This is a genomic window from Vibrio tetraodonis (genome assembly GCF_003350295.1).
Lineage (GTDB): Bacteria > Pseudomonadota > Gammaproteobacteria > Enterobacterales > Vibrionaceae > Vibrio > Vibrio tetraodonis.
Genome location: NZ_QLYY01000005.1, coordinates 247,893 through 269,019 on the forward strand (window position 1 = coordinate 247,893; position 21,127 = coordinate 269,019).

At 42.5% G+C, this 21,127-nt stretch carries 17 protein-coding genes; 10 read left to right on the forward strand and 7 right to left on the reverse strand.

Annotation, left to right across the window (positions count from 1 at the left end):
• Positions 1-67: 67 nt before the first annotated feature.
• The 4 genes from DPF90_RS01350 to DPF90_RS01365 form a co-directional block, all read right to left on the reverse strand.
• Complete coding sequence (locus tag DPF90_RS01350; protein ID WP_114783885.1) at positions 68-5,593, reverse strand: type I polyketide synthase; 5,526 nt, start codon at positions 5,591-5,593, stop codon at positions 68-70.
• A 137-nt stretch (positions 5,594-5,730) separates the two neighbouring features.
• Complete coding sequence (locus tag DPF90_RS01355; RefSeq protein ID WP_114783887.1) at positions 5,731-6,006, reverse strand: phosphopantetheine-binding protein; 276 nt, start codon at positions 6,004-6,006, stop codon at positions 5,731-5,733.
• Positions 6,007-6,023: 17 nt separating this feature from the next.
• Positions 6,024-7,520 (reverse strand): non-ribosomal peptide synthetase, encoded by a 1,497-nt coding sequence (locus DPF90_RS01360; RefSeq protein ID WP_114783889.1) that lies wholly within the window; start codon positions 7,518-7,520, stop codon positions 6,024-6,026.
• 53 nt (positions 7,521-7,573) lie between these two features.
• The gene (locus DPF90_RS01365) at positions 7,574-10,627 is read right to left on the reverse strand and encodes a non-ribosomal peptide synthetase (protein ID WP_114783891.1); all 3,054 of its coding nucleotides are present in this window, start codon (positions 10,625-10,627) and stop codon (positions 7,574-7,576) included.
• Between the two features lie 344 nt (positions 10,628-10,971).
• On the opposite strand from DPF90_RS01365, the gene DPF90_RS01370 reads away from it, so the two are divergent.
• From DPF90_RS01370 to DPF90_RS01405, 9 genes are all read left to right on the forward strand, one after another.
• Positions 10,972-11,988: a methyltransferase gene (locus DPF90_RS01370; RefSeq protein WP_114783893.1), complete on the forward strand. Its 1,017-nt coding sequence runs from the start codon at positions 10,972-10,974 to the stop codon at positions 11,986-11,988.
• 305 nt (positions 11,989-12,293) lie between these two features.
• Positions 12,294-14,081: a M28 family peptidase gene (locus DPF90_RS01375; protein ID WP_114783895.1), complete on the forward strand. Its 1,788-nt coding sequence runs from the start codon at positions 12,294-12,296 to the stop codon at positions 14,079-14,081.
• Positions 14,082-14,278: 197 nt separating this feature from the next.
• Positions 14,279-14,455, forward strand: coding sequence for a DUF6435 family protein (locus DPF90_RS01380; protein ID WP_114783897.1), 177 nt, complete (start codon positions 14,279-14,281; stop codon positions 14,453-14,455).
• A gap of 107 nt (positions 14,456-14,562) precedes the next feature.
• A complete protein-coding gene (locus DPF90_RS01385) occupies positions 14,563-15,015 on the forward strand; it encodes a hypothetical protein (protein WP_162813966.1) in 453 nt (150 codons plus the stop codon).
• A 44-nt stretch (positions 15,016-15,059) separates the two neighbouring features.
• Positions 15,060-15,392: a DUF4286 family protein gene (locus DPF90_RS01390; protein WP_114783900.1), complete on the forward strand. Its 333-nt coding sequence runs from the start codon at positions 15,060-15,062 to the stop codon at positions 15,390-15,392.
• Positions 15,393-15,489: 97 nt separating this feature from the next.
• Positions 15,490-15,828: a transporter substrate-binding domain-containing protein gene (locus tag DPF90_RS20500; RefSeq protein WP_275895319.1), complete on the forward strand. Its 339-nt coding sequence runs from the start codon at positions 15,490-15,492 to the stop codon at positions 15,826-15,828.
• A gap of 28 nt (positions 15,829-15,856) precedes the next feature.
• Positions 15,857-16,213, forward strand: a complete 357-nt coding sequence (locus DPF90_RS20505) for a type 2 periplasmic-binding domain-containing protein (RefSeq protein ID WP_275895320.1) — start codon at positions 15,857-15,859, stop codon at positions 16,211-16,213.
• Positions 16,214-16,588: 375 nt separating this feature from the next.
• Complete coding sequence (locus DPF90_RS01400) at positions 16,589-17,218, forward strand: hypothetical protein (protein WP_114783902.1); 630 nt, start codon at positions 16,589-16,591, stop codon at positions 17,216-17,218.
• 312 nt (positions 17,219-17,530) lie between these two features.
• Positions 17,531-17,839 carry a hypothetical protein gene (locus DPF90_RS01405; RefSeq protein ID WP_114783904.1) on the forward strand — a complete coding sequence of 103 codons (309 nt, stop codon included), beginning with the start codon at positions 17,531-17,533 and terminating at the stop codon, positions 17,837-17,839.
• 91 nt (positions 17,840-17,930) lie between these two features.
• Here the strand turns inward: DPF90_RS01405 and DPF90_RS01410 are convergent, their stop codons facing one another.
• Both DPF90_RS01410 and DPF90_RS01415 read right to left on the reverse strand, forming a co-directional pair.
• Positions 17,931-18,752, reverse strand: a complete 822-nt coding sequence (locus tag DPF90_RS01410) for a hypothetical protein (RefSeq protein WP_114783906.1) — start codon at positions 18,750-18,752, stop codon at positions 17,931-17,933.
• The gene (locus tag DPF90_RS01415) at positions 18,752-19,261 is read right to left on the reverse strand and encodes a hypothetical protein (protein WP_114783908.1); all 510 of its coding nucleotides are present in this window, start codon (positions 19,259-19,261) and stop codon (positions 18,752-18,754) included. The genes DPF90_RS01410 and DPF90_RS01415 overlap by 1 nt, the downstream gene beginning before the upstream one ends.
• Positions 19,262-19,669: 408 nt before the next feature.
• On the opposite strand from DPF90_RS01415, the gene DPF90_RS20410 reads away from it, so the two are divergent.
• Positions 19,670-20,122, forward strand: coding sequence for a RebB family R body protein (locus DPF90_RS20410; protein WP_237475571.1), 453 nt, complete (start codon positions 19,670-19,672; stop codon positions 20,120-20,122).
• A 37-nt stretch (positions 20,123-20,159) separates the two neighbouring features.
• On the opposite strand, the gene DPF90_RS01425 is transcribed toward DPF90_RS20410, so the two are convergent.
• A complete protein-coding gene (locus tag DPF90_RS01425) occupies positions 20,160-21,077 on the reverse strand; it encodes an omptin family outer membrane protease (RefSeq protein WP_162813967.1) in 918 nt (305 codons plus the stop codon).
• Positions 21,078-21,127: the final 50 nt, after the last annotated feature.

The window sequence follows — 21,127 nt, forward strand, 5'->3', positions numbered from 1 at the left end:
CGATTAGGCTGCTCGCGAAAGCAGCCAAAAATTCATGTGATGCCCAAGCTTTGCTCGGGCATCATTTTTACTCACTTTCTAATAGTGACTCGAAAGCCTGAATGACTAATCCAGCAAGCCCTCTTACGGTTTGATCTTGATAGAAAAGATCCACTCGGATATCGACTTCGAACTTGGCCGATACTTTGGAGACAATTTGCACCGCAAGCAGAGAGTTGCCTCCAAGTTCAACAAAGTTATCATCGATTCCTATCCCTGAAATTCCCAAAACAGACTGCCAGACAGCAATGACTTCTTTCTCAATGTCATTTTCTGGCGCCACATATTCAACGGACAGTTCAGGACGAGCATGACCTTGGTTTGCCTCTGAGTCGGTCGCGATGGTTTCTACCTCTTCTCGCTCAGGAATCGCTTCGTGAATAAGCTGGCCCAAGTCGCTCGTCACAACCACCATTTGCTCAAACTCTAAATGAGCTAACTGACGCTTGAGTGCATCAAGTCCTTCGTAGAACATGATGTCTTTGTCAGACACATTGACATCAAACCTTGCCTTGCTTGACGTTGAGACGGAGTCTTGCACTTGGTTGTCTGCTTTCATGCGAACCAAGGTGTAATTCTCTATCACCATTAATGGCTGACTATCTACGCCCAAGAAAGTGATATCCATGATGATGGTGTTATCTTCTTCTTTATAGGCTTGCTTTAGCTTGATATGGGCATAGCAATCCCCGTCAAGCGGCGCTAAGTAGCTGACCTTACCGTAACTAATTGGCAAGAAGTTTTCTCTTGAGATCAGGTTGATACAACGAATCGACACAGAATCTATTACCGCTGGGTGATAGGGGTACTGCTCGAAATCACCCTGATACTGAGCATCAAGTTCTTTGTGAATCAGCCACTCATTATCCCCTTGCCATGCTGTCTTAGTGGTACTCCAGCGGTCACTAAGAGAGAGGAAAACCTCGCCAGTTATCGCATTGATGTACTCTTTGCCAACATCCTCTTCGTCTAAACGCTCACTACAACGCGTTTGAATGGCTTCGAGTGGCTCAATATAAGCGGCAAGACTTTCTGTAGTCTCAACACCAGAACCAAGATTACCGATTGCATGCTCTTCCCAATCAATCTCTCGAATACCTCGGCTACGCAGGCTAAAGCTATAGCCAGTGCCTTCTGCGCGAACAAATAAGCGCATTTCACGTGGCCAAGCATTGTGATAAATAGCCGGTTTGGTCAACAGCAGGTTTTTCACCTGCAGCGGCTCTTGCGGTTTGAAGTAATTGACGAAGTTATGCAGCATAGACAGTATGGTGGTTCCGACCATGGTTGGCTGCTCAGACAAACAATGCTCGTTCAATACCCAGTCTTTTTGAACATCGAGATTCACTCGATACACTTCTTCTAGACCTTTACGATCAACCAGTGTCAATAGCCCCGAATCTTCAGGTTGAGCCAGCTGCGCTTTTTTCTCATCCAATTCACGGCCATATTGAACCGCCATGCCGACATCACCCCATTTACCCCAGTTTATTGAAATAGTGCGGCCATTACGGTTCTGATTACGATAGCTGGCGTAGATATCTAAAAAGGCATTACCCGCGCAGTAATCAATACGTGCTTCATCTGCTTGTATCGATGTGATGGAAGAGAACAGCACCATAAAATCAGGTTGATTGTCTTTGGTTAATTCATCGAGGATAAGGCTTCCCGTCAATTTGGGATCAATAACGCTCGCGCAGTCTTGATCAGATTTAAGCGGAATAATTCCTCCACCCGCAATACCCGCAGTATGGAAAATGCCGTCAAATCTTGGGTAGCGCTGACACATTTTCTCCATTTCAGCGTAATCACACACATCGACTTGAACCAAGTCTATGGTGTTACCCATTTCCTCTAGACGAAGAATGCTCACCAGCTTCTCACTCATGGCATCATCAACGGGATGTTGCTCGATCCAAGCTTGCCACTCTTCCCTGGCAGGTAAACGACTGCGGTAAGTTAATACCAGTGTCGCATTACACAATTCACTGATATGGCCTGCGACTAACATACCAAGGCCACCGAGCCCTCCGGTAATGAGATACACGCCCTCATCTTTGAACTCAGCGCTAATACCAGACACTTGTTCATGCAAACGAACCGCTTGATATTCCTCTTCCCAGCGGCAACCGCTTCGATACGCCACTAGTTTACCGTCTGTCGCAAGGTCAGTTTCAGCAATTAAGTAATTGGCTACTTGCTGGTTATATTGGTCAATCTCGCCCTGTTCATTAAGTGGGAGATCGATATCAACCAAATGACACTGTACATCTGGATATTCGTGATAGAAGACTCTAGCAGGGCCAACAAGCAAGGCTTTCTCTGGGCAAATAACCTTTTCACCTGACACGCTAAATGTGTTGTTGGTAACGAATAATAAACGCACCCTATCTAACACATTTTCACTCACCAAGGCTTGCTGTAGATACAATGGCGCATAGAAAGAAGCGTATTGACCATTCTGACACTGCTCTAGATCCAAGCCTTTATGCTGAGGTGACAAGTTCCACATATCGACAATACGCACTGGCGCCATACCCTGTGCTTTGATTGCCTGAAGTAACTGAATGTAATCTTCACGCTCACGAGGGTTAATGATGAAGTTGAAGGTATGATCTTCAGGTACTGAATTATCAACATAACTGTCCCCTTGAAGCACGCTCACAATACGTGCACCAGTCTCACGTAGCTGAGTTTGCATTTGGGCAGCAACACCGTATTCATCGGCAAATAGGATCCAGCAGTCCGTCTCGTTTTCAGCCTTCTCGTTTGGCATAAATGCCGCAGGCACAGTACGTTTCCATGCTGGCATGTAAAACCAATCTGCAATATCTTGCTTTTTACGTTTTAGAGAAGATTCGTCAACCGCTAGGGATGGACTATCAGCATTACCGCCTTGAATGCTCGGCAGCTTAAACTCGTTTCGCTCAAACGGATAGCCAGGTAAAGATACACGGCAACGACGCTCACCTGTGTATAATAGCGACCAATCCACTTTCAGACCGTGCGCCCACATAGAGCCGAGTGTTGAGACGAAATATTGACCTGATAACGCCACTTCTTTTGCAGTGGGGAGCGAAGAGAATATATCCGCTTCAATATCAGTTTCTTCTTTAAAGTGCTGTTTTGCTGCTGATTCTAGCGAGCGACCAGGTCCCACCTCCAGTGCAATAAAGCCGTCTTGGTGTTCTTCCATCAAGGTCTTAAACGCATGCGAGAATAAAACAGGGTTTCTTACATGGCGCACCCAATAATCACTGTCTTTGGCTAATGCCTCAGAGATCCACTCACCTGTCACCGAAGAGACAAACGGAATTTGCGGAGTGTGAAGCTCGATACCATCTATCACCTGTTTAAACTCAGGCAACATAGGATCCATCATGCTGGAATGGAAGCCATGTGAGGTATCTAAGTGTTTGCAGAATATACCTTCTTCTTCCAACTCATATTGGAATGCTTTCACCGCCTCTAACTCACCTGCAACGACAGACAGCTCTGGGTAGTTAACAGCAGCGATGTCCAAATCCAGATTAGCGATTCTTTCACTTAATTCCGCTTCCTCCATCAATACCGCTAACATAGCACCTGGCGGCAGTGCTTGAACCAGCTTGCCACGAATCGCGACCGCTTTTAATGCGTCTTCTAGAGAGAAAACACCCGATAAACAAGCAGCCACATATTCACCAACACTGTGGCCGATCATCACATCTGGCTGAATACCCCATGACATCCACAATTTGGCCAAGCTGTATTCGACGACAAACAGTGCTGGCTGAGTGAATTTTGTTTGGTTAATAAGTGCCGCAACTTCTTCGTCCTTTGGAAAGATTATCTCTCTCAGATCTTGTTCAAGAATTGCAGTGAGATAATCGCAGCACTGATCCATTTCTTGCTTGAACACAGGATATGTCTGGTAAAGGTCCAACGACATGTTTGCGTATTGGTTGCCTTGCCCTGGGAACATAAAGACTACAGGACGCTTAGACTTGTTTTTAACCGCGACTGGGGATGCCTTGCCCAAAGATTCCAGAAGGGATTCACGGTCTTGGCCAACCACACTGGTTGAAAACTCAAACTGCTTGCGTCCAGTTTGTAGGGTATGAGCAACATCAGCAAGATTTGCATCTGGGTTAGTTTCGAGATGCGCGGCCATTCGACGTTTCATTTCGCCAAGCGCATTGCGACTTCTGGCTGAAAATGTCATCAATACCGGAGCTTGGTGCTCATCACCAGAGGAAAGTTCAGGCGCCGCTTCCAAAATAACACAGGCATTAGTGCCGCCCACACCAAACGAATTGACGAGCGCATTATTGGGCTTATCTGACTGCTTAAACGAGGTAAGCTCAGTATTCATCACAAAGGGACTGCTTTCAAAGTCGATGTTTGGATTCGGCTTAGAATAATGCAAAGACGCTGGAAGCTGACCAGATTTGAGTGCTAACGAGGCTTTGATTAAACTCGCGACACCAGATGCTGCATCTGTGTGACCAATATTGGTCTTAACCGAACCTAAACGGCAGAACTGCTTTTTGTCTGTGTACTGCTGAAAGGTCTGCGACAGAGAAGAAAACTCAATCGGATCGCCAAGCGCTGTCGCCGTGCCGTGCGCTTCAACAAAGCGAATATTCTCTACATCAATATCGGCATTCGCAATAGCTTGCTTGGCAACTTCTACTTGCCCTTCAATGCCTGGAGCGGTAAAGCCTGCTTTTAAGCCGCCATCATTGTTGATTGCGCCGCCCTTAATAATTGCGTAGATATGATCTCCATCTTTAATGGCATCTTTTGCTCGTTTCAGTAATACAGATCCCACTCCGCGGCTAAAGACAGTACCATTGGCTCGAGAGTCAAACGCGTAGCAACGTCCGTCTGCTGAATCCATGCCGCCTTGCATATACGGATAGCCACGACGCTCAGGAGTATCAATGGACACGCCGCCCGCCACCACAAGATCACTCTCGCCGCTTAACAGGCTGTTAATGCCCATCACGACCGCCACCATAGCAGTAGAACAGGCAGTTTGTACGTTGACACTTGGGCCTTTTAAATCCAACTTATAGGACACTCGAGTGGTGACATAGTCTTTATCATTGTTGGTAACAATCGATGCGCCACTAGCAAACTGAGTCACACTTGGATGAGAGTGGACTTTGTTCAAATGCCATGCTGCGCCAGTTCCACCAAAGACCCCGACCTTGCCTGGATAACTTGCCGGAACATAGCCCGCATCTTCAAACGCATGCCAGCTACATTCCAGAAACGCACGGTGTTGAGGATCCATAATTTCCGCATCACGAGGCGTGATATCAAAGAAATGCGCATCGAAATGCTCGGCATTGCCCAAAATTCCCCGACGAGGGATATAGTGAGGTGAAGCAATCAGTTCTTCATCAACGCCCGACTCCCTCAGCTCTTGCTCACTGAAAGTGGTAATGGTTTCTAGCCCCTCAGCAAGATTACTCCAAAACGTTGAGAGATCTTCGGCTCCAGGGAATCGGCCTGACATGCCAATAATAGCTATGTCTTTATCGCGCAATGTTGCTTGGTCTTTCATATGCTACCTCATGGTTCTATATCGTGATTTGGTAATAGGGTGTATTGGGTTTCTAAAATCAGGGCAAACGCGTCCCTGCCTCAAGGCGAGGGATCGGTATTTCCTAATGACTAAGGTTTAACTAAAGGTATTGATGTTTAAACTTCATCTGATGTTTCACGTAAAACATTCGGATACTTTTTCAATATATTTTTGCTTAGAGACTCAACAGTAGGACATTGAAATAAATCAATAATATTAATAGGAATATCAAGTTGTTTTTTGATTTGACGATGCACTTTACTCATCAGTAATGAGTTGCCACCAGCATCAAAAAAGTTTTCATCTACCGCTATTTTCTTAACGTCTAATACTGATTTCCAAATAGCAATGATCTGCTTTTCGACTTCAGAGTCCTGTCTGTTGTTTAGCATGTTGTCGCGCCTTCTCGTTACTTAGCACCAAGTGCTGATTTACTGATTTTTCCATTGGGGAGTGTGGGTAAACTGTCTACGGCATAGTAGCGCGAGGGTTGCATGTAATAAGGCAGCACTTGTGCCATTTCTCGCTTAATTGCCGGCATATCGGTATCCGTGTCTTGATAAGGGACATAAAACGCTGTCAGGTATTGGCTTTTTCCATCATCACTGCCATCGACTATCACTGCAGCATTTGATATCCAAGGCAATGCCTGCAACTGGGCTTCAATCTCCGCTAGTTCAATCCGATGGCCTCTTAGCTTTATTTGTGAGTCGATTCGACCATGAAAAAGCAGTACGCCATCATCTCTAACACTGACAAGATCGCCAGTCCGATACATTTTCGATGTCTCGCTGGATGAATAAGGATTTGTTAAGAAACGTTCATCGGTAAGGTCTTCACGTTTTAAATACCCCAAAGCCAATATGTCTCCGGCCAAGTAAAGTTCACCATTGTGATTGGGCGGCACCAGCTCTAAATTCTCATCCAATACCAGAACTTCCGCATGAGGAATGGGGCGACCTATCGGCACTATGGTGTCGGCTGAATTGGGCTGACATAACCAATGGCAAGCAAAGATAGTCGCTTCTGTTGGGCCATATAAATTGTGAATTTGACCCTCAAATTGCTTCGATAAATCATTAACCAAACACTGAGGTAGCGCTTCTCCACCAGAGAAAATGTGTTCAAGTGACTGGCATTGATCTAGGACTCTTTCATCGACAATGATTCTAAGCGCGGTTGGGACAAATTGTGCGACCGTTACTTGATGATACTTGATAAACTCCGCCAACAATGCAGGATCGTACTTAACTTCTTCACAGATAAGCGCAGTACTCGCACCCGTGATCAATGGCCAAAACATCTCCCAAACTGAGATATCAAAACTAAAAGTGGTTTGGCTTAAGACACAACTATCTTGCTCGAGCTTAAAAGCGTTTTGCATCCAATTGAGATAGTTGACCACGGTATCATGTTTGACCATGACGCCTTTCGGTGTGCCGGTCGACCCCGAAGTGTACATAATGTAGCAAAGCTGATTATCATCAGTGCTAGGCTCAACTGACAACACTGGTTGAGAGAAATCAGCGGCTACAATATCGATGATCTGGCAATCTTCTGGCAACCATTCCAATTCGTCCGCTCGATCAGTGACAACCAGCTTGGTTTCAGAGTGCTCAACCATATAGGTTAATCTATTGTGCGGGTAATAAGGATCTAGCGGAAGATAACAAGCTCCAACTTTCATGATACCCAATAGTGTTGAAACAAGATGTTGGCTGCGCTCCATATAAACGCCTACAACATCACCAGAGCTAATCCCCCGCGAGAGCAATTGCTGTGCGATGATATCTGCGCAATGTTCAAGTTGACGGTAAGTGAGATTTCCACCACGACTACGCAGGGCAATATTATCTGGTGTTAACTGGCATTGTTTAGCAAACTGAAGATGAACTAATGTCGACATATTTCCAAACTCCCACAATTGGATGATCTTTCATCGGTCAAACAAACCCAGAATCACAAAGATAGTGTCTCGGATATCATGGCTAAATATTGCTCTGCAAAGAGCATGATTTGCTGCTTGGTGAAGGCAGATGCTTCAAAGTCAAAGCTCAAACGCAATCTCTCACCATCATCGACAGTCAGTGCTAAATCACATCGTGCAGATGGTTCTACTATGTGCTGGGCCGTCATTTGACATTGCGCCACATTTTGTGTCGAAGGCATTGCAGATAAATAGTTAAATGTAATAGGAAAACGCAGCTTATCTAACCAAGCATGACGTCGCATTTCATCAGCAAGCAATTGATAAGAAACAGATTGATTGTCCAAAAGCGAATACACTGTCTTGCTGCTTGACTGTATTAGCGCCAGCCTGTTGTCAGCATCAGAGACGGGCTGAAAATAAGTCACCATATTAACGAAGCAGCCAATTTGATCATCATTTTGAAGTAATGACCGACTCGATGTAGGCAGGCCAATCGTCACATTCTTATATCTCGTTTCGCGATTTAATGTGAGGTTAAACAGCGTGAGAAGTAGCACATATGTAGTGGTGTTATGTTCGCGGGCAAACGCTTTAATTTGCTGAGTAAAGATGTCAGACAGTTCAATCTGGTAACCATCTGGAGTCGGGTAATCTTTCACTGCGTGCAAAGAAGCGTCCGCGCCCTGATGTAAATATCGCTGCAAAGTTGAAAGCCAAAAGTGAATCTGACTTTCTTGCTCAACCACAGCGCCTTTATGATGAGCCAAGTTGAGATTGTGAGCACTCTTACTTGAGAAGCTCAGATCGCCTACCGAATAAGCTTGATAGGCTTGTTTGAACTGGTTAAAGAACAGCGCAATTGACTCATGATCAAACACAGCATGATGGACCCGAACCAGCACCACATATTGACTATCTTGGTGACTAAGCAAGGTCACATTGATAGCAGGAGTGGTATCAATATCGATCACAGACATATCGGCCATTGCCAACCATTCTTGCTGAGAATAATCCGCCAAAGGCTTATCTAAGTTCGCTAGCTTGTGGTGCTGAATATTGAATTGTTCAAGCGTATAGCCACCTTGCTTAGCCGTAAAATCATCAAGATTGAAACGAGAGCGCAGTACTGGGTTGTTATCCAAAACCTTATTTATTGACCATAGGATAGCGTCTTCATTGACTTGACCTTCAAGCAAAACACTAAATGCAGGCTGATAAGCGACAGGGTTAGCACTGGTTTGCTCCAAAGTAACAAAATACGCTTGTGATGGAGAAAGTACGCTAAATGTATCTTGTGATTCCTCCGCTTTGGGTTGAGAAATCGAGTCTGATTCTGTGCCGTCGGTGAGGTAATAGGGAATAATTGCAGCAAGCTGACTTGGCGTGGCATTGCGCATCACAAGATCAAAATCAAGGTCACTATACAAACGACGGCGGATCATATTTCTGGCTCTCATCGCCTGCAATGAATTCCCGCCTAAGGCAAAAAAGTCATCATCCACACCAAGTCCCTTGAGACCTAATACCTCTTGCCAGATATCGACCAAATCTTGCTCTAGATCGTTTGAGGGGGCGCGATAGTCACACTTAAGATCAGGCCGAGACGAGGCAGGCATTGGCAATCGCGCACTATCAAGCTTTCCATTCGGTAGCTTTGGAAAACTGTCTAGGTAGACAAATTGAGCTGGAGTCATCACTGGCGAAAAATAGTCACTAAGATAAGCTCTGAGATCCCAAGCGGTTGGCTTAGCACTGGTAACCAAATAGGCGATAAGCTCTTCGTCTACCATTTTAACCACCGCATCTTGAACGCTGGAATGACGACGTAAACAGGCCTCTATATCACCTAGCTCAATTCTTACGCCGCACAACTTGACCTGACGGTCCTTTCGGCCAAGGTAGACCATGTTGCCCTCAGCATCGAATTGACCTAAGTCACCGGTTTTATGGGCCGACAAGCCCCGATGGGTAAAGAATCGATCTTCGCTTAGCTGTGGAAGGTTCGCATAGCCGCGAGCAACGCCAGGCCCTGCAATACAAATCTCTCCAATTGCCCCACCCTCAACTTGCATGCCGTTGTCATCAAGTAGAATGAATTCACTACCCGACATCGCCTTACCTATTGTAATGGGTGACTCTGGCTGTAATTCAATAAAGGCGCAATTGGCGACGGTTTCGGTTGGTCCATAGAGGTTGAATAATCTGATATTGTCTATGTCAGCAAAAGTGCGCTGCTTGAGATCTTCTGCCACTGCTTCACCTGACAAAAAGACCGTATCAGGAAAGCTCACCGTAGGATCGATCAAGTGTTTGTAGTTAAGTAACTCCTTCCAAAGGGTCGGTACACAGTAAATCGCCGTGTTTGAATGAGCTGCAAACCACTCAAATAGGAATTTGGGGTTATTCAGTGAACCTTCTGGCAAAATATGCAGCGTATCACCACGCGCGAGTGGAGAGAATAATTGGGTCACAGCCGCGGCGAAGCTTAGTGATGACGTCAAAGGCAGTTGCGCCTTAGTCTGTGACCATACATGGGTGTTAAACCAGTCAATGTAATAAGCTAAATGACGATGCTCAACTTCTACTCCTTTAGGCCTGCCCGTCGAGCCTGAGGTATACAGGGTGTAAGCAAGCTGCGACCCATCTAACTCTGGATACTCGGTATTGACAGCTTGTGCGCTCCAATTAATATCGTCCATATCAAGAACTATCGATTGGTTTAAGTAAAGTTTGTATTTTTGATAAGAGGTTTTATTGGTTAGAACAAGAAAGGATTGTGAATCATCAATTATCTGCGCGATCCTCTGAACTGGCTGAAACGAGGAAAGTGGCACATAGCTATGGCCCGCTTTCATAATACCTAATATCGCAATAGGTAGGTCAAGACTGGGCTCTATATAAAGCGCAATTTTACCTGATTTTTGATGATGATACCGTTCGCGCAAATGACCAGCTAATTGATCCGATTTTTCTTCTAGCTCGGCAAAAGTTAAATAGCTGTCTTTATATATAACGGCAACTTTATCAGGAATAAGTGATGAATAGTTTGAGATAGTTTTAAATATTGAATTTAGATTTATCACGCCACTCACCTCTCATAAAATACAGTTATAAGTTTATATAAGCCACAATATTTCCATCGGGAATACTTAGAAAGATAGTCTTTGAAACTTAGGATTTATTTAAGGAAATCAATTGGTGTTTGTTTAATGATTGGAGTTGGTTATTTATAAAAAATAAATGTCATAGCTTTCATGATATTGAATTAACATAATAAACATTAAGACATTTCTCTGATATTAATTTTACTATTTTCTTACAAAGAAGCTGATTGAGTTATCTATATATCGATTTTACACATCTTAATTAAATATTAAGAAAGGTTAACTAGCTTGCTGCATAACAACTGACAAATAATGGTGGTGTTATGAATAATGCAGAATCAGCAAAAAAGTTATCAGAAATAATGATGATGCCTCTCGCAGCCAAGACGCTCTCTACTCTCGCTGAGTTAGGTGTCGCCGACTTGCTTAAAGAGGTACCTTTAGAAATCGATGCACTGGCACATGCCTGCAATGCTGACCAAACCATCTTGCTCAATATGTTTAAAGTGGTTGAGCTATTTGGTTTTTTCTCAATTGACCAAGAAAAGATTGTCAAAAATAGCCCAAGCTCAGAGCTGCTCATATCCGATCATCCTCAATCAATGCGCCATTTTTGCATGCTATTTGGTGACGAATATTATCGCGGCTATGAAGGGTTACATCACACATGCAAAACTGGTCAGTCTGGGTTTAAGCATGTGTTTGATAAAACCTTGTACCAATACTTGGATGAAACGCCAACCAGAGCTTCAGTATATGATTTAGCAATGCGAGACTTCTCAAGGCCCGTTGGCACTTTGTTAGCAAATGTCTGCGCCGAACTATTTAGCCAAGCGAAAAGTGTTATTGATATCGGTGGAGGAAGTGGCGTCATCTCAATGGAGCTGGTAAAACACCATCAACATCTGACCGCATGTATCTTTGATAGACAAGATGTCTGCCAGCGAAGCTCTGAGTCTCTGCCAGCGAACATCAAAGATCGCATCCATACTTGCACAGGTGATTTCTTTGCTGATATTCCAGAAGACTATGATGTGTATGTATTAAAAAACGTATTACACAATTGGAACGCACAGTCGTGTCAAAAAATTCTTAATAACATTAGTCAATCGCTAAAAAACAGCAGGCTATTAGTAATAGAACCTCTCGTTGAGCCAGAAGAGAACTCACCTCGATTGCTTTTTAATGCCTTATTTCAATCTGTCATCTGCGAAGATGGTACCTATCAAAGATGCTTCACCGATCTTGAAGAGTTATTTAGCGAAAGTAAATTAAAAGTGGTTAAGACTCAAAAGCTACCAACAGGTCATACTGTTATAGAATTAATAAAGACTTATTAATTAAATATTTCATAGGGGGTTAAACAGCCCCCTTGATAAATTAATATCAAATCACATTTAAATGTAATAAATAGAGTTATCCCTTTCTTATAATTATTCTTTCCCCCCATCACTAAAAACATAAATATCAATAAAAACATGTGAACTAAAACGCATGAGAATATTAATCCGTACCTCTATTTTCACTTTTATGACAATTATTTCTTGATACACATTCATATTCATAAATATTTACAAGTATTAGTCTTCTTACTATCTGAATTTTTGATTAAAGATAAAACGGATTGATTAACAAGGAGTCAAAAATGCAGGTAAGCATAACAAGTAAAAGATCTATCCTCGCAACAGTGATCAGTACAACCATGCTGACAGGGTGTTTCTGGGATGATCCGCGCCGCGGCGCAAATTACGTCAGTGATAGTGTTGATAAAGAGCAGTTAATTGGCCACCTAGTCACTCTTGAAGGCTTGGCATCCAAAACCACTGACGGAAAATCCATTACAAGAGCCGCGGGTACCATGGGGTATCAGAATTCGACTGAGTTTATCGTCGCAACAATGAAAGAGCGTGGCTTTATTGTCAAACTCCAAGAATTCGACTTTAGAGCATGGGAAGAGCTTGCTGGAACCAAAGCCACAGTAGACGGTAAAAACCTAATCAGCAAAAAAACGGCGCCCGATGGGGTCGAGCCTGACTTTGCTCTGATGTCATATTCAGGAAAAACTGATGGTGAGCTTAATGGCGAGCTGGCCTTTGTCACCCCTGATTTTAGATTCGATGAGCCCGATTATGACAGCACAGATGGGTGTGAGGCTTCTGACTTTGAAGGTAAAGATCTCAACGGAAAAATCGCGGTAATTCAACGTGGTGGGTGTGCATTTGATACTAAAGCCTCTAATGCACAAAATGCAGGGGCAAAAGCGCTAATCGTGTTTAACCAAGGCAATAATGAAGGGCGAAAATCCGTGGTGAGCGGCACCTTGGGCAGCACAACCCAAGTTGTTATTCCCGCCATCGGTGCACGCTTTGAACTTGGATACGACTGGTACGTTAAGAGCCAATCCGAGCCAGTATTGGCAAGCCTAACGGTCAACACTCAAGATGAAGATGTAGTCACACAAAACATTTTGGCCGAAACCCCGATTGGTAACCCAGAGCAGGTCGTTATGCTCGGCGCGCACCTTGATTCGGTTCCTGAAGGCCCGGGGATCAACGACAATGGCTCAGGCAGCGCGGGATTACTTGAATATGCGGTTACTTTATCTGAGCTAGAAGTGCCTGTGAAAAACAAGGTTCGCTTTGCTTGGTGGGCAGCCGAAGAAGCGGGGCTTGTGGGTTCTGAATATTACACAGAAAACTTGTTTGCACCGATTTATGATAAAGCCCAGCAGCAAATCCTCGATGAACTAGGCCTAAAAGATCCAAGTGAGTTGACCCCAGAACAAGTGGATTTAGTCGAAGCCAGATACACACAAATCAACCGGGTTAAAATGTACCTAAACTTCGATATGATAGGCTCGCCCAACTATATTTACGGTGTAATGGATGGCGACTTATCTGATACCAAAGACAGCCCAGATAACGCCTATAAGGGAGATTTTAAACCTCCTTATGGTACCTCGGATATTGAATCTATTTTCAATGAGTTTTTCACGGAAAGGGAAGAATCAACCATACCTCAAGCTTTGTCAAAGCGTTCAGACTACGCGGGTTTTGCCGACTGGGGGATTGCATTTGGCGGCCTATTTACCGGCGCTGAAAAAGTAAAAACCGCCGCAGAAGTCCTAAAATATGGGGGCGAAGCGGGGGTTTCTTACGATAAATGCTACCACCAAGCTTGTGACGATATAAACAACATCAACCATATAGCCATATACAAAAACACCCAAGCCATGGCTTATACCACTACCTATTATGCGTTAAGCGAGCAATTGTTCCCTGATAAAGAGATCCAAACTAAGCCACAAGCAATGGCAAGCTCACTTACATCGCAACCTAAGGAAAAACTGCGTATTGGCGAGAAGCTCAAAGCGGCCGAAAGCGTGTCTGATCATGATCACTTCCACGGTGATTTTGATCAAGATAGACAATAGTGCGGATATAACACCGGTAAAAGCTCCCGATTGGGAGCTTATCTTTGAGCCTTAATACACTATGTGTTTCAACTCGATTAGAAAGCCTACTTTTACTCTCCGATCATAATTAGATCAGTAGCTAGAAGTTACTCATACATTGAGCTCTTTTCTCCCCTTGAACGTACATATAAATTCATACTTCAAAGGAGCTATCCATGTTTTCTTTCTTTAAAAACAGACCCGCGCAAAAACTTAAAAAACGTCACTCAATGTTGCTAGAGCAAGCGATGCACGCGCAAAGAAATGGTGACATAAGAACCTACTCTAGACTTACCGCCGAGGCTGAAGAAGTGTTCAATCAAATTCAGGAATTAAGTACCTCAAAAACATAGCCTTTGCATAACTCATAGAGAAACGTTTCTGGACAACCGTCTTTTATTGACTCGAAGACGGCCAACCATTATTTTCTTCTTGTAACAGACTGAATATCGGATAATTTGTGAGTATCACTACAGAGATTAACCATAGGATAAAGTTGGACGAGGTATACCTTTCTTTGAAACTCACCAGTGGAGAACAAAGTCAGATCATCTCGAATATGCCTTGCGCTTACAAAGATATCTATTACCAAAATCAGTACCATAAAATCGATGATACTTTTGATTTTACCGAGCAAAACGCTGGCCGAGTGTGTTATCCAAATCAATTAGGGGAATATAACTCAAACTACATTCAAATAATGGCAAACCATGGGTACTACAACCTGTTTTCATTTTCGTTGAGTCATGAAAACCAATTGATATCATGTATCGTCACTGTTCCATGGAAGCCACGCGACAACCCACTTCACTTTAATCAACTGAAAGACAAGGTGATGAACTCAGCGAAAACGATAATTCGAGAATTTAGCGATTATCCAGAGTTAGCTGAGATAGACTTAACCCTTACTTAAGATCAACAATACATGACCTTTATTAAACGAAAAAGGAATTCAGCATGATTTTATACGAGGTCAACCTTTCTATTTCAAATGAGATTGCCGATGACTATATGGCATGGCTCAAACCACATATCCAAGCAATGTTAAAATTCGAAGGGTTTATCAAGGCCGAACTATACCAAAATACCGAGCAGGAAGACGGTAAGACAAATATCGTTGCCTCCTACTATGTCGACAATGAAAACAACCTTCAAGCCTATATCAATGAGATGTCTGCCGATATGAGAGCAGACGGAATAAAAAGGTTTGGCGATAAATGCGTTGCCACAAGGCGAATATTAAAACTCACTGAGACCTACACCAGTGGCGATGACTCTGCCCATCTCTAGTCGATACCCAAATGCTAACCCGGCAGATATAAGCTATCCTCCAAAGGGAAGGTGAATAATTATTGTAAAATGAAAACGTGGTGAGAGGACTGTTGTAATGAGGATAACGCTATCTTATTTAGGCTCTGTGCTATTGCTTCTCTGGAGCCAGTTTACTTGGTCAGCCACCTTAAAACTCTCACAAGATTTATGGCCGCCTTACATTATGAATTCGGTGCAAGGCAGCGGTATTGCCCATGATATTGTTGCCGATGCGTTAATCTCTGCTGGTTACGATCTCAAATACACGGTTAAACCATGGACACGGGTACTAAAAGAAACCAAATCGGGTCAAAGTGACGTGATTATTTCGCTGTGGAAAACCGAAGAAAGGCAACACTTTCTCTTATACACAGAGCCTTATATGCAAAATGATATGGTGTTTCACCAAATTTGAATATGAATCACTCGATAGCTTAAAAGGCATGAAAGTAGCACTAGTTAACGATTATGCCTACGCCAACAACTTGCGCGACTACCCAGACATGACAATCGTCAAAACCTTAGATTTACCCAACAGCTTTCGCTATTTGCTGGCCAAAAAAGCCGATGTACTTGTCGCCGATGAAGCCGTGGCAAGATGGACCGCCTATGGGATGAAAATCCCCAAAGGCACCCTTCACTACAGTAAAACCTATTTTGACTCCACCCCTTTACATGCCGCCGTGCGCAAAGATCACCCAGAGGCCGAAAAAATCGTCTCGATTCTCAATAACTACTTTAAAAACCATGCAGAAGGCAAATTAGAAGCGCTGCAAATGCTTTATGGGTTAAAGGAATAGCTACAAATAATAGTTCTGGAGTTTATAGACTTTATTGCTGTAGATAAAATGTTGGCAGTGCATGAGTATCTGAATCTATAACCAACGACATTCATTCGCGAGTTGCTTGATACCTCTTCGTTATTTTGCCCCAATTATGTATAATTCAAACAGGGTAAGGTGAGTCAGCATAGGTAGAACCCAATCTTTGAGAAAATAAAACAGTTATCCAGCACGCTACTGCCGAATTTTCTTTCAATGTAAAAAAACTAAACCCTTACATATTCTCTTATATCAAAATCTTGTTCTCTACCAATTAATCTTGATTTAATCTCAGCTTCACCGTAAATTCACGCACTAACATTCATATACTTAAGTGACGTAGCGACTAAAATAATGAACCTTTTTCTAGACGCCATTTCCGAAGGCAAATATTGGATAGCGATGACGATTGCCTTGGTCTCTATTTTGCTCAACATCCAGAAAGTGACTGAGTATTACTTTTATCTGCGTAAAAATAGACAAGCCCAAATTTTAGCCGCGTTGCAAGAGCCTTTAGTATCATCCGAGTTAAAAAGCCACTTAAGAAATGAGCTGGATATTGAATATTTTAAGAGCGTGCATGGCGTGCGTTTAAGTACACCTAGGCTAAACGCTGTCTTTTTACTCAATCAGAGACTAGGTGATAGTGTCGCCTTTCGGCATGTTTTGCGAGCATTTAAGAATACACCCGATATCTCCGGCATAGAGCAGTGCTCATTTCGTATCAAGGTTAGCTTGTTTGAAACCCTAATGAAGTTATACAACCTTATCGCTGGCGCTCTTATTGCTGCTTTTGGCTTTTTGGGCTTTATGTGGTCTCTCCATACAATAATAACTGGTGGTGAGCTAAGCATTTATATGACAGGTATCCTATTTATCCCAATAGGCGCTTTTATGTTTGATGATGGTGTGGCTTTTTTCTCAGTTCGCCACATTAACCAAGCACTAGAGGATTACGAGCAACAACGCCTTCAGGTTGATTGAATAATGGTTTGAATACGCATATAAGCGTATGAAATAGTGACTAATTTCTCCTTTACATCACCGAAGTTTTTGATGATATAAATCCAAGTAAATCCCCTTCATCGCTGGGCGCATCACAAATCACGCCGCTTACAATCTTGATGGTTGCTTTTCACCGCATCATCACTCACAGCTTTCGCATAATTTCTCATCCTTTGTTTGTCGAAGATTCTGATTTGTAGCTATGCTGAATTCGAATTTAAATTCATACAAATCAACAATTTATTTGTTGTTTTATCAATTCTACCTAACAAAATAACAGGGTTTAATACTATGAAAATGACAACAACGCTGCTGGCTACACTTCTTTTCGCTTCAACTGGTGCAGTTGCTAATACAGCCCCACTAACAGAAAAAGAAAACCAGTTGATCGAAGCTGCAGCGACATTGGATATGCGTGGTTGTGCAGTGGCTTCACTTGAAGAGCTGCGTAATCCAGAAAGAAGAGGCGCACTGAATGCGTTATTCCAAAGCATGAATATGCAACTTCAAGGCATCGGCTATGAGTCAATGGGCGCAGATCTACCTAGCTCAGAGCAAATGGCTACGGCTATTTTAGCAATGTGCAAAGCTAAGTATTAATCGCTTAGCCGAATGCTTTTCACCAAAAGAGTGGGAATTCTCCCACTCTTTTTTTAAGTGTGCTTCACCTGCTTGTTAAATGCTACAGTCATTAGCGAGCTGGCGAACTATCTAGTAATAGGGGAGAAAGGCTGTCTCTAACACCCTGCTGAATAAGGCTTCCAGAATAATTCCCTACTTCAAAACTCGACATCGCAGATACCAATCTATTTACACTTACAGAATGTCTATTTTCTGATGCTGACGTGTCGCCGCCAAACAATGACGATAGGTTATCAAAAATATCACTGAAGAAATCACTAAAACGGCTACTATCAAGATCCGCATTCACTTCAGTACCAAACATGGATGAAAGTTCGTCAATGAAGGAAGAGGCCGCATCAGCGGTTCCCGCCGCCCCAGCATACGCACTGGCATAAATCGTAGAGATAAACATTAGTGTGTTATTTTCCAGCCCTTGGGGTATATCGCCTTGATAATTGATATAGCCGATAGCAGCAGGAACGATTCCTCCCCACTCTGCATCATTAAGCTGTAAATAATCTTTTGCTACCTGCGCATCCTTTCTATAAATATCACTTTCATCAGGTAGTATGCCATTGTTTTCTATTATTCCAAGTAATACCGATGCTGCGATGCCATCAGACGCATTTTGTAACTGATCGCGAGAAATAATTGTCATATCTTCACCGGCTATAACATCACCTAAAGCTTCTGCAACTACCGTATAACCGCGAATATATGCTGACGCATAACCCTGATTTGCGTTTATTCCAGCAGCTAAGTCAAACCACTGATAGGCATTGTATTCTTGACTGACGCTATTAGTAATTACTTTGTAAGCTTCAACATATTGCTTTGCTTGGTAATGCTGCTTGAGTAAGTTTAATTGTTGAGAATTTAGCTGATACATTAACTTTCCTTATTAATTAAACTAGTTAATAACGATCTTATTTTTGAGTGTATTACCTTCCAATCAGATAAGAATATTCGAGGGTAAAAGTATGTCACTATTACTTGATCTGATAGTGATATGTATGAAATATCACATTGTGGTGAGTAAGGTTCTTTTATTTTATGGCAGTCAGCCATTAGTAAGTCATCCTGAGCTTCCATATAAAAATACTCAACATTATGTTTAGCGTCAGTAGAGTAATAGTCTAAATCTGAATATGGCGAATTAGCATTGAAAGTCGTCCCAAAGTGATTCTTAATATTATCTAATCTAGCTTCAATGGTAATATAATTTTGTCCTACAACTTTCACATTGATTCTAACCTTATTCTTACCATGTTTCTCGCTCTGATAAGGGCTAAGATCAGGTAAAGAGAGATCAAAAGATAAGTAGTTTTTTTCTTTACTAATCCATGGCTTACCTAATATTTTTTTATCTAGAGTAAAACTTAAATCACCAATAGTCATGGATTTTATTCTTTTTTCTTCTTCTCTATCTAAAAGCAAGAATAGAGAGAGAAAAAAAAGTATAGGAAGTATAATTAATCTCATATTATTTAAATAAAACTATAGACCATCCAACTGGTTATAACTTTTCTATAAAGATGACTTAATATATTTTTATTTATATATAGAGTCAATATAAATATTAGTTAAATTATAATTTTAATCAATAAAGGCTATGATAATCACAGATTCAGTATATTATAATACTTAATAACGATTTAATATAATCGTATGAATTACCTAACACATTGTAACAATGCTCATTTATTACCGAGGTTTAATAGTTTTTTCCCTCTTTTTTCGATTCACTTTTCTTTACTATGAATAAATCATTACGTGCGATCTGTACATTACGGATATGGAAAGACTATGAATTGGTTCCTAAAACAAGCAGCGAAGCGCGCAGCCAAACAGGCAGCAAAGAAAGCCGCAAATCAGGTGGCGAAGCAAGCCGCTATGCAGGCAGAAGAAGCAGCGAGAAGAGCAGGACAAGCCGCGCAAGAAGCTGCCATGCAGGCCATTGAAGCCCCACACATGAATGAATTTACCGAACCGACATCGAACGAGTCTTCTTCGCCTTTCTCTAAACAAGGCACCAAACTCACTGACAGTACCTTTGCCGATACTATTGGCTTGGCAATGCACAACGCAATCAATAATCAGCAGCAATCTCAGGTGACGACAGCCGCCACTGTGGCTAGCACCTGCGCAAGAATTCTCGCCACATCGGTTGGGTCAAGCGTTCCGACACCAAAGGCTAATTCGATGATGGGCAAAGTCAAACCCGATGGACTTGTTCTTCATAACCCCAAAACGCAGTAAGGCATACTACACCCAATCCTACGTACCTGATGAAAGTTTAAAACATGTATTTCAGCCCAATTGAGATGATTGAATGATCGTTGTCTAAACCGCCTGCATTGGGCGAAAACGACGTGGCACCAGTATCTGTGTTAACTTGCGTTATATCAGCTCTTGACTCGAAATATTTCGTGTAGACATACTCAGTAAAAATATAAGTTTGAGGTAAAAGACTAAAGCTGTAATTGAGCGATAATGAGAGAAAGTTGGAGAAATCGTTACCATCGTCGTAAAATCTCAAATTACGCAAGTAATGGTTGTCAACATCTTTAGCATAAGCGAAAGGGCTCCACTTAATAGTGCTGTTCAGTGATGAACGAGAGCTTAATTGGTATTCTCCTGTTAGACCCATATACCAGACACTAAACTGTTGTTTGTAATCAATGACAACTATATCAGCGAAAGAGCCGACATCAGCACCGTTGTTGTATGAATAAGTTCCTCCGATACCGTCCCATTTAAACTCATTATATTGGTAACCACCTAGTAGACCTAAACTGAAATAGCCTCGCTGCACTAACCAGTATGTCGAACTCAAATCTATTTCAAATGCGTGCCTAAGCTTAGTATCTGGATGAATGGAAATATGCGATGGTGAATCTTGGTTAGCAACCAACCAGTCCCTATCCTCCATATGGGCATCTCCGTCGCTTGTTAGAACTGACCACAACTGTGCAGCAAGAATCCATCGCTCACTGGCAGACCAAGAAGCTGAAAAATTCACAGTAGGGACGCTTTCAATTTCCCAATCAAGCTGACTAAGCTTCTGCCCAGAATTTTGATAAACTAATTCTGTTGAAGAACCATTTAATAAGCCAAGTGAACTTTCAAACGTTAGCGTCCCTTGTTGGGTAGCTGCAATAGTTCCAAAAGCAAAAAAAAAAGAAAGGAGTAACGGAGCTAGTTTCTTAACCATGTTCAGCATTCCACTCTAACCTTTATCAATAAATCAATTGTTATCTCAAC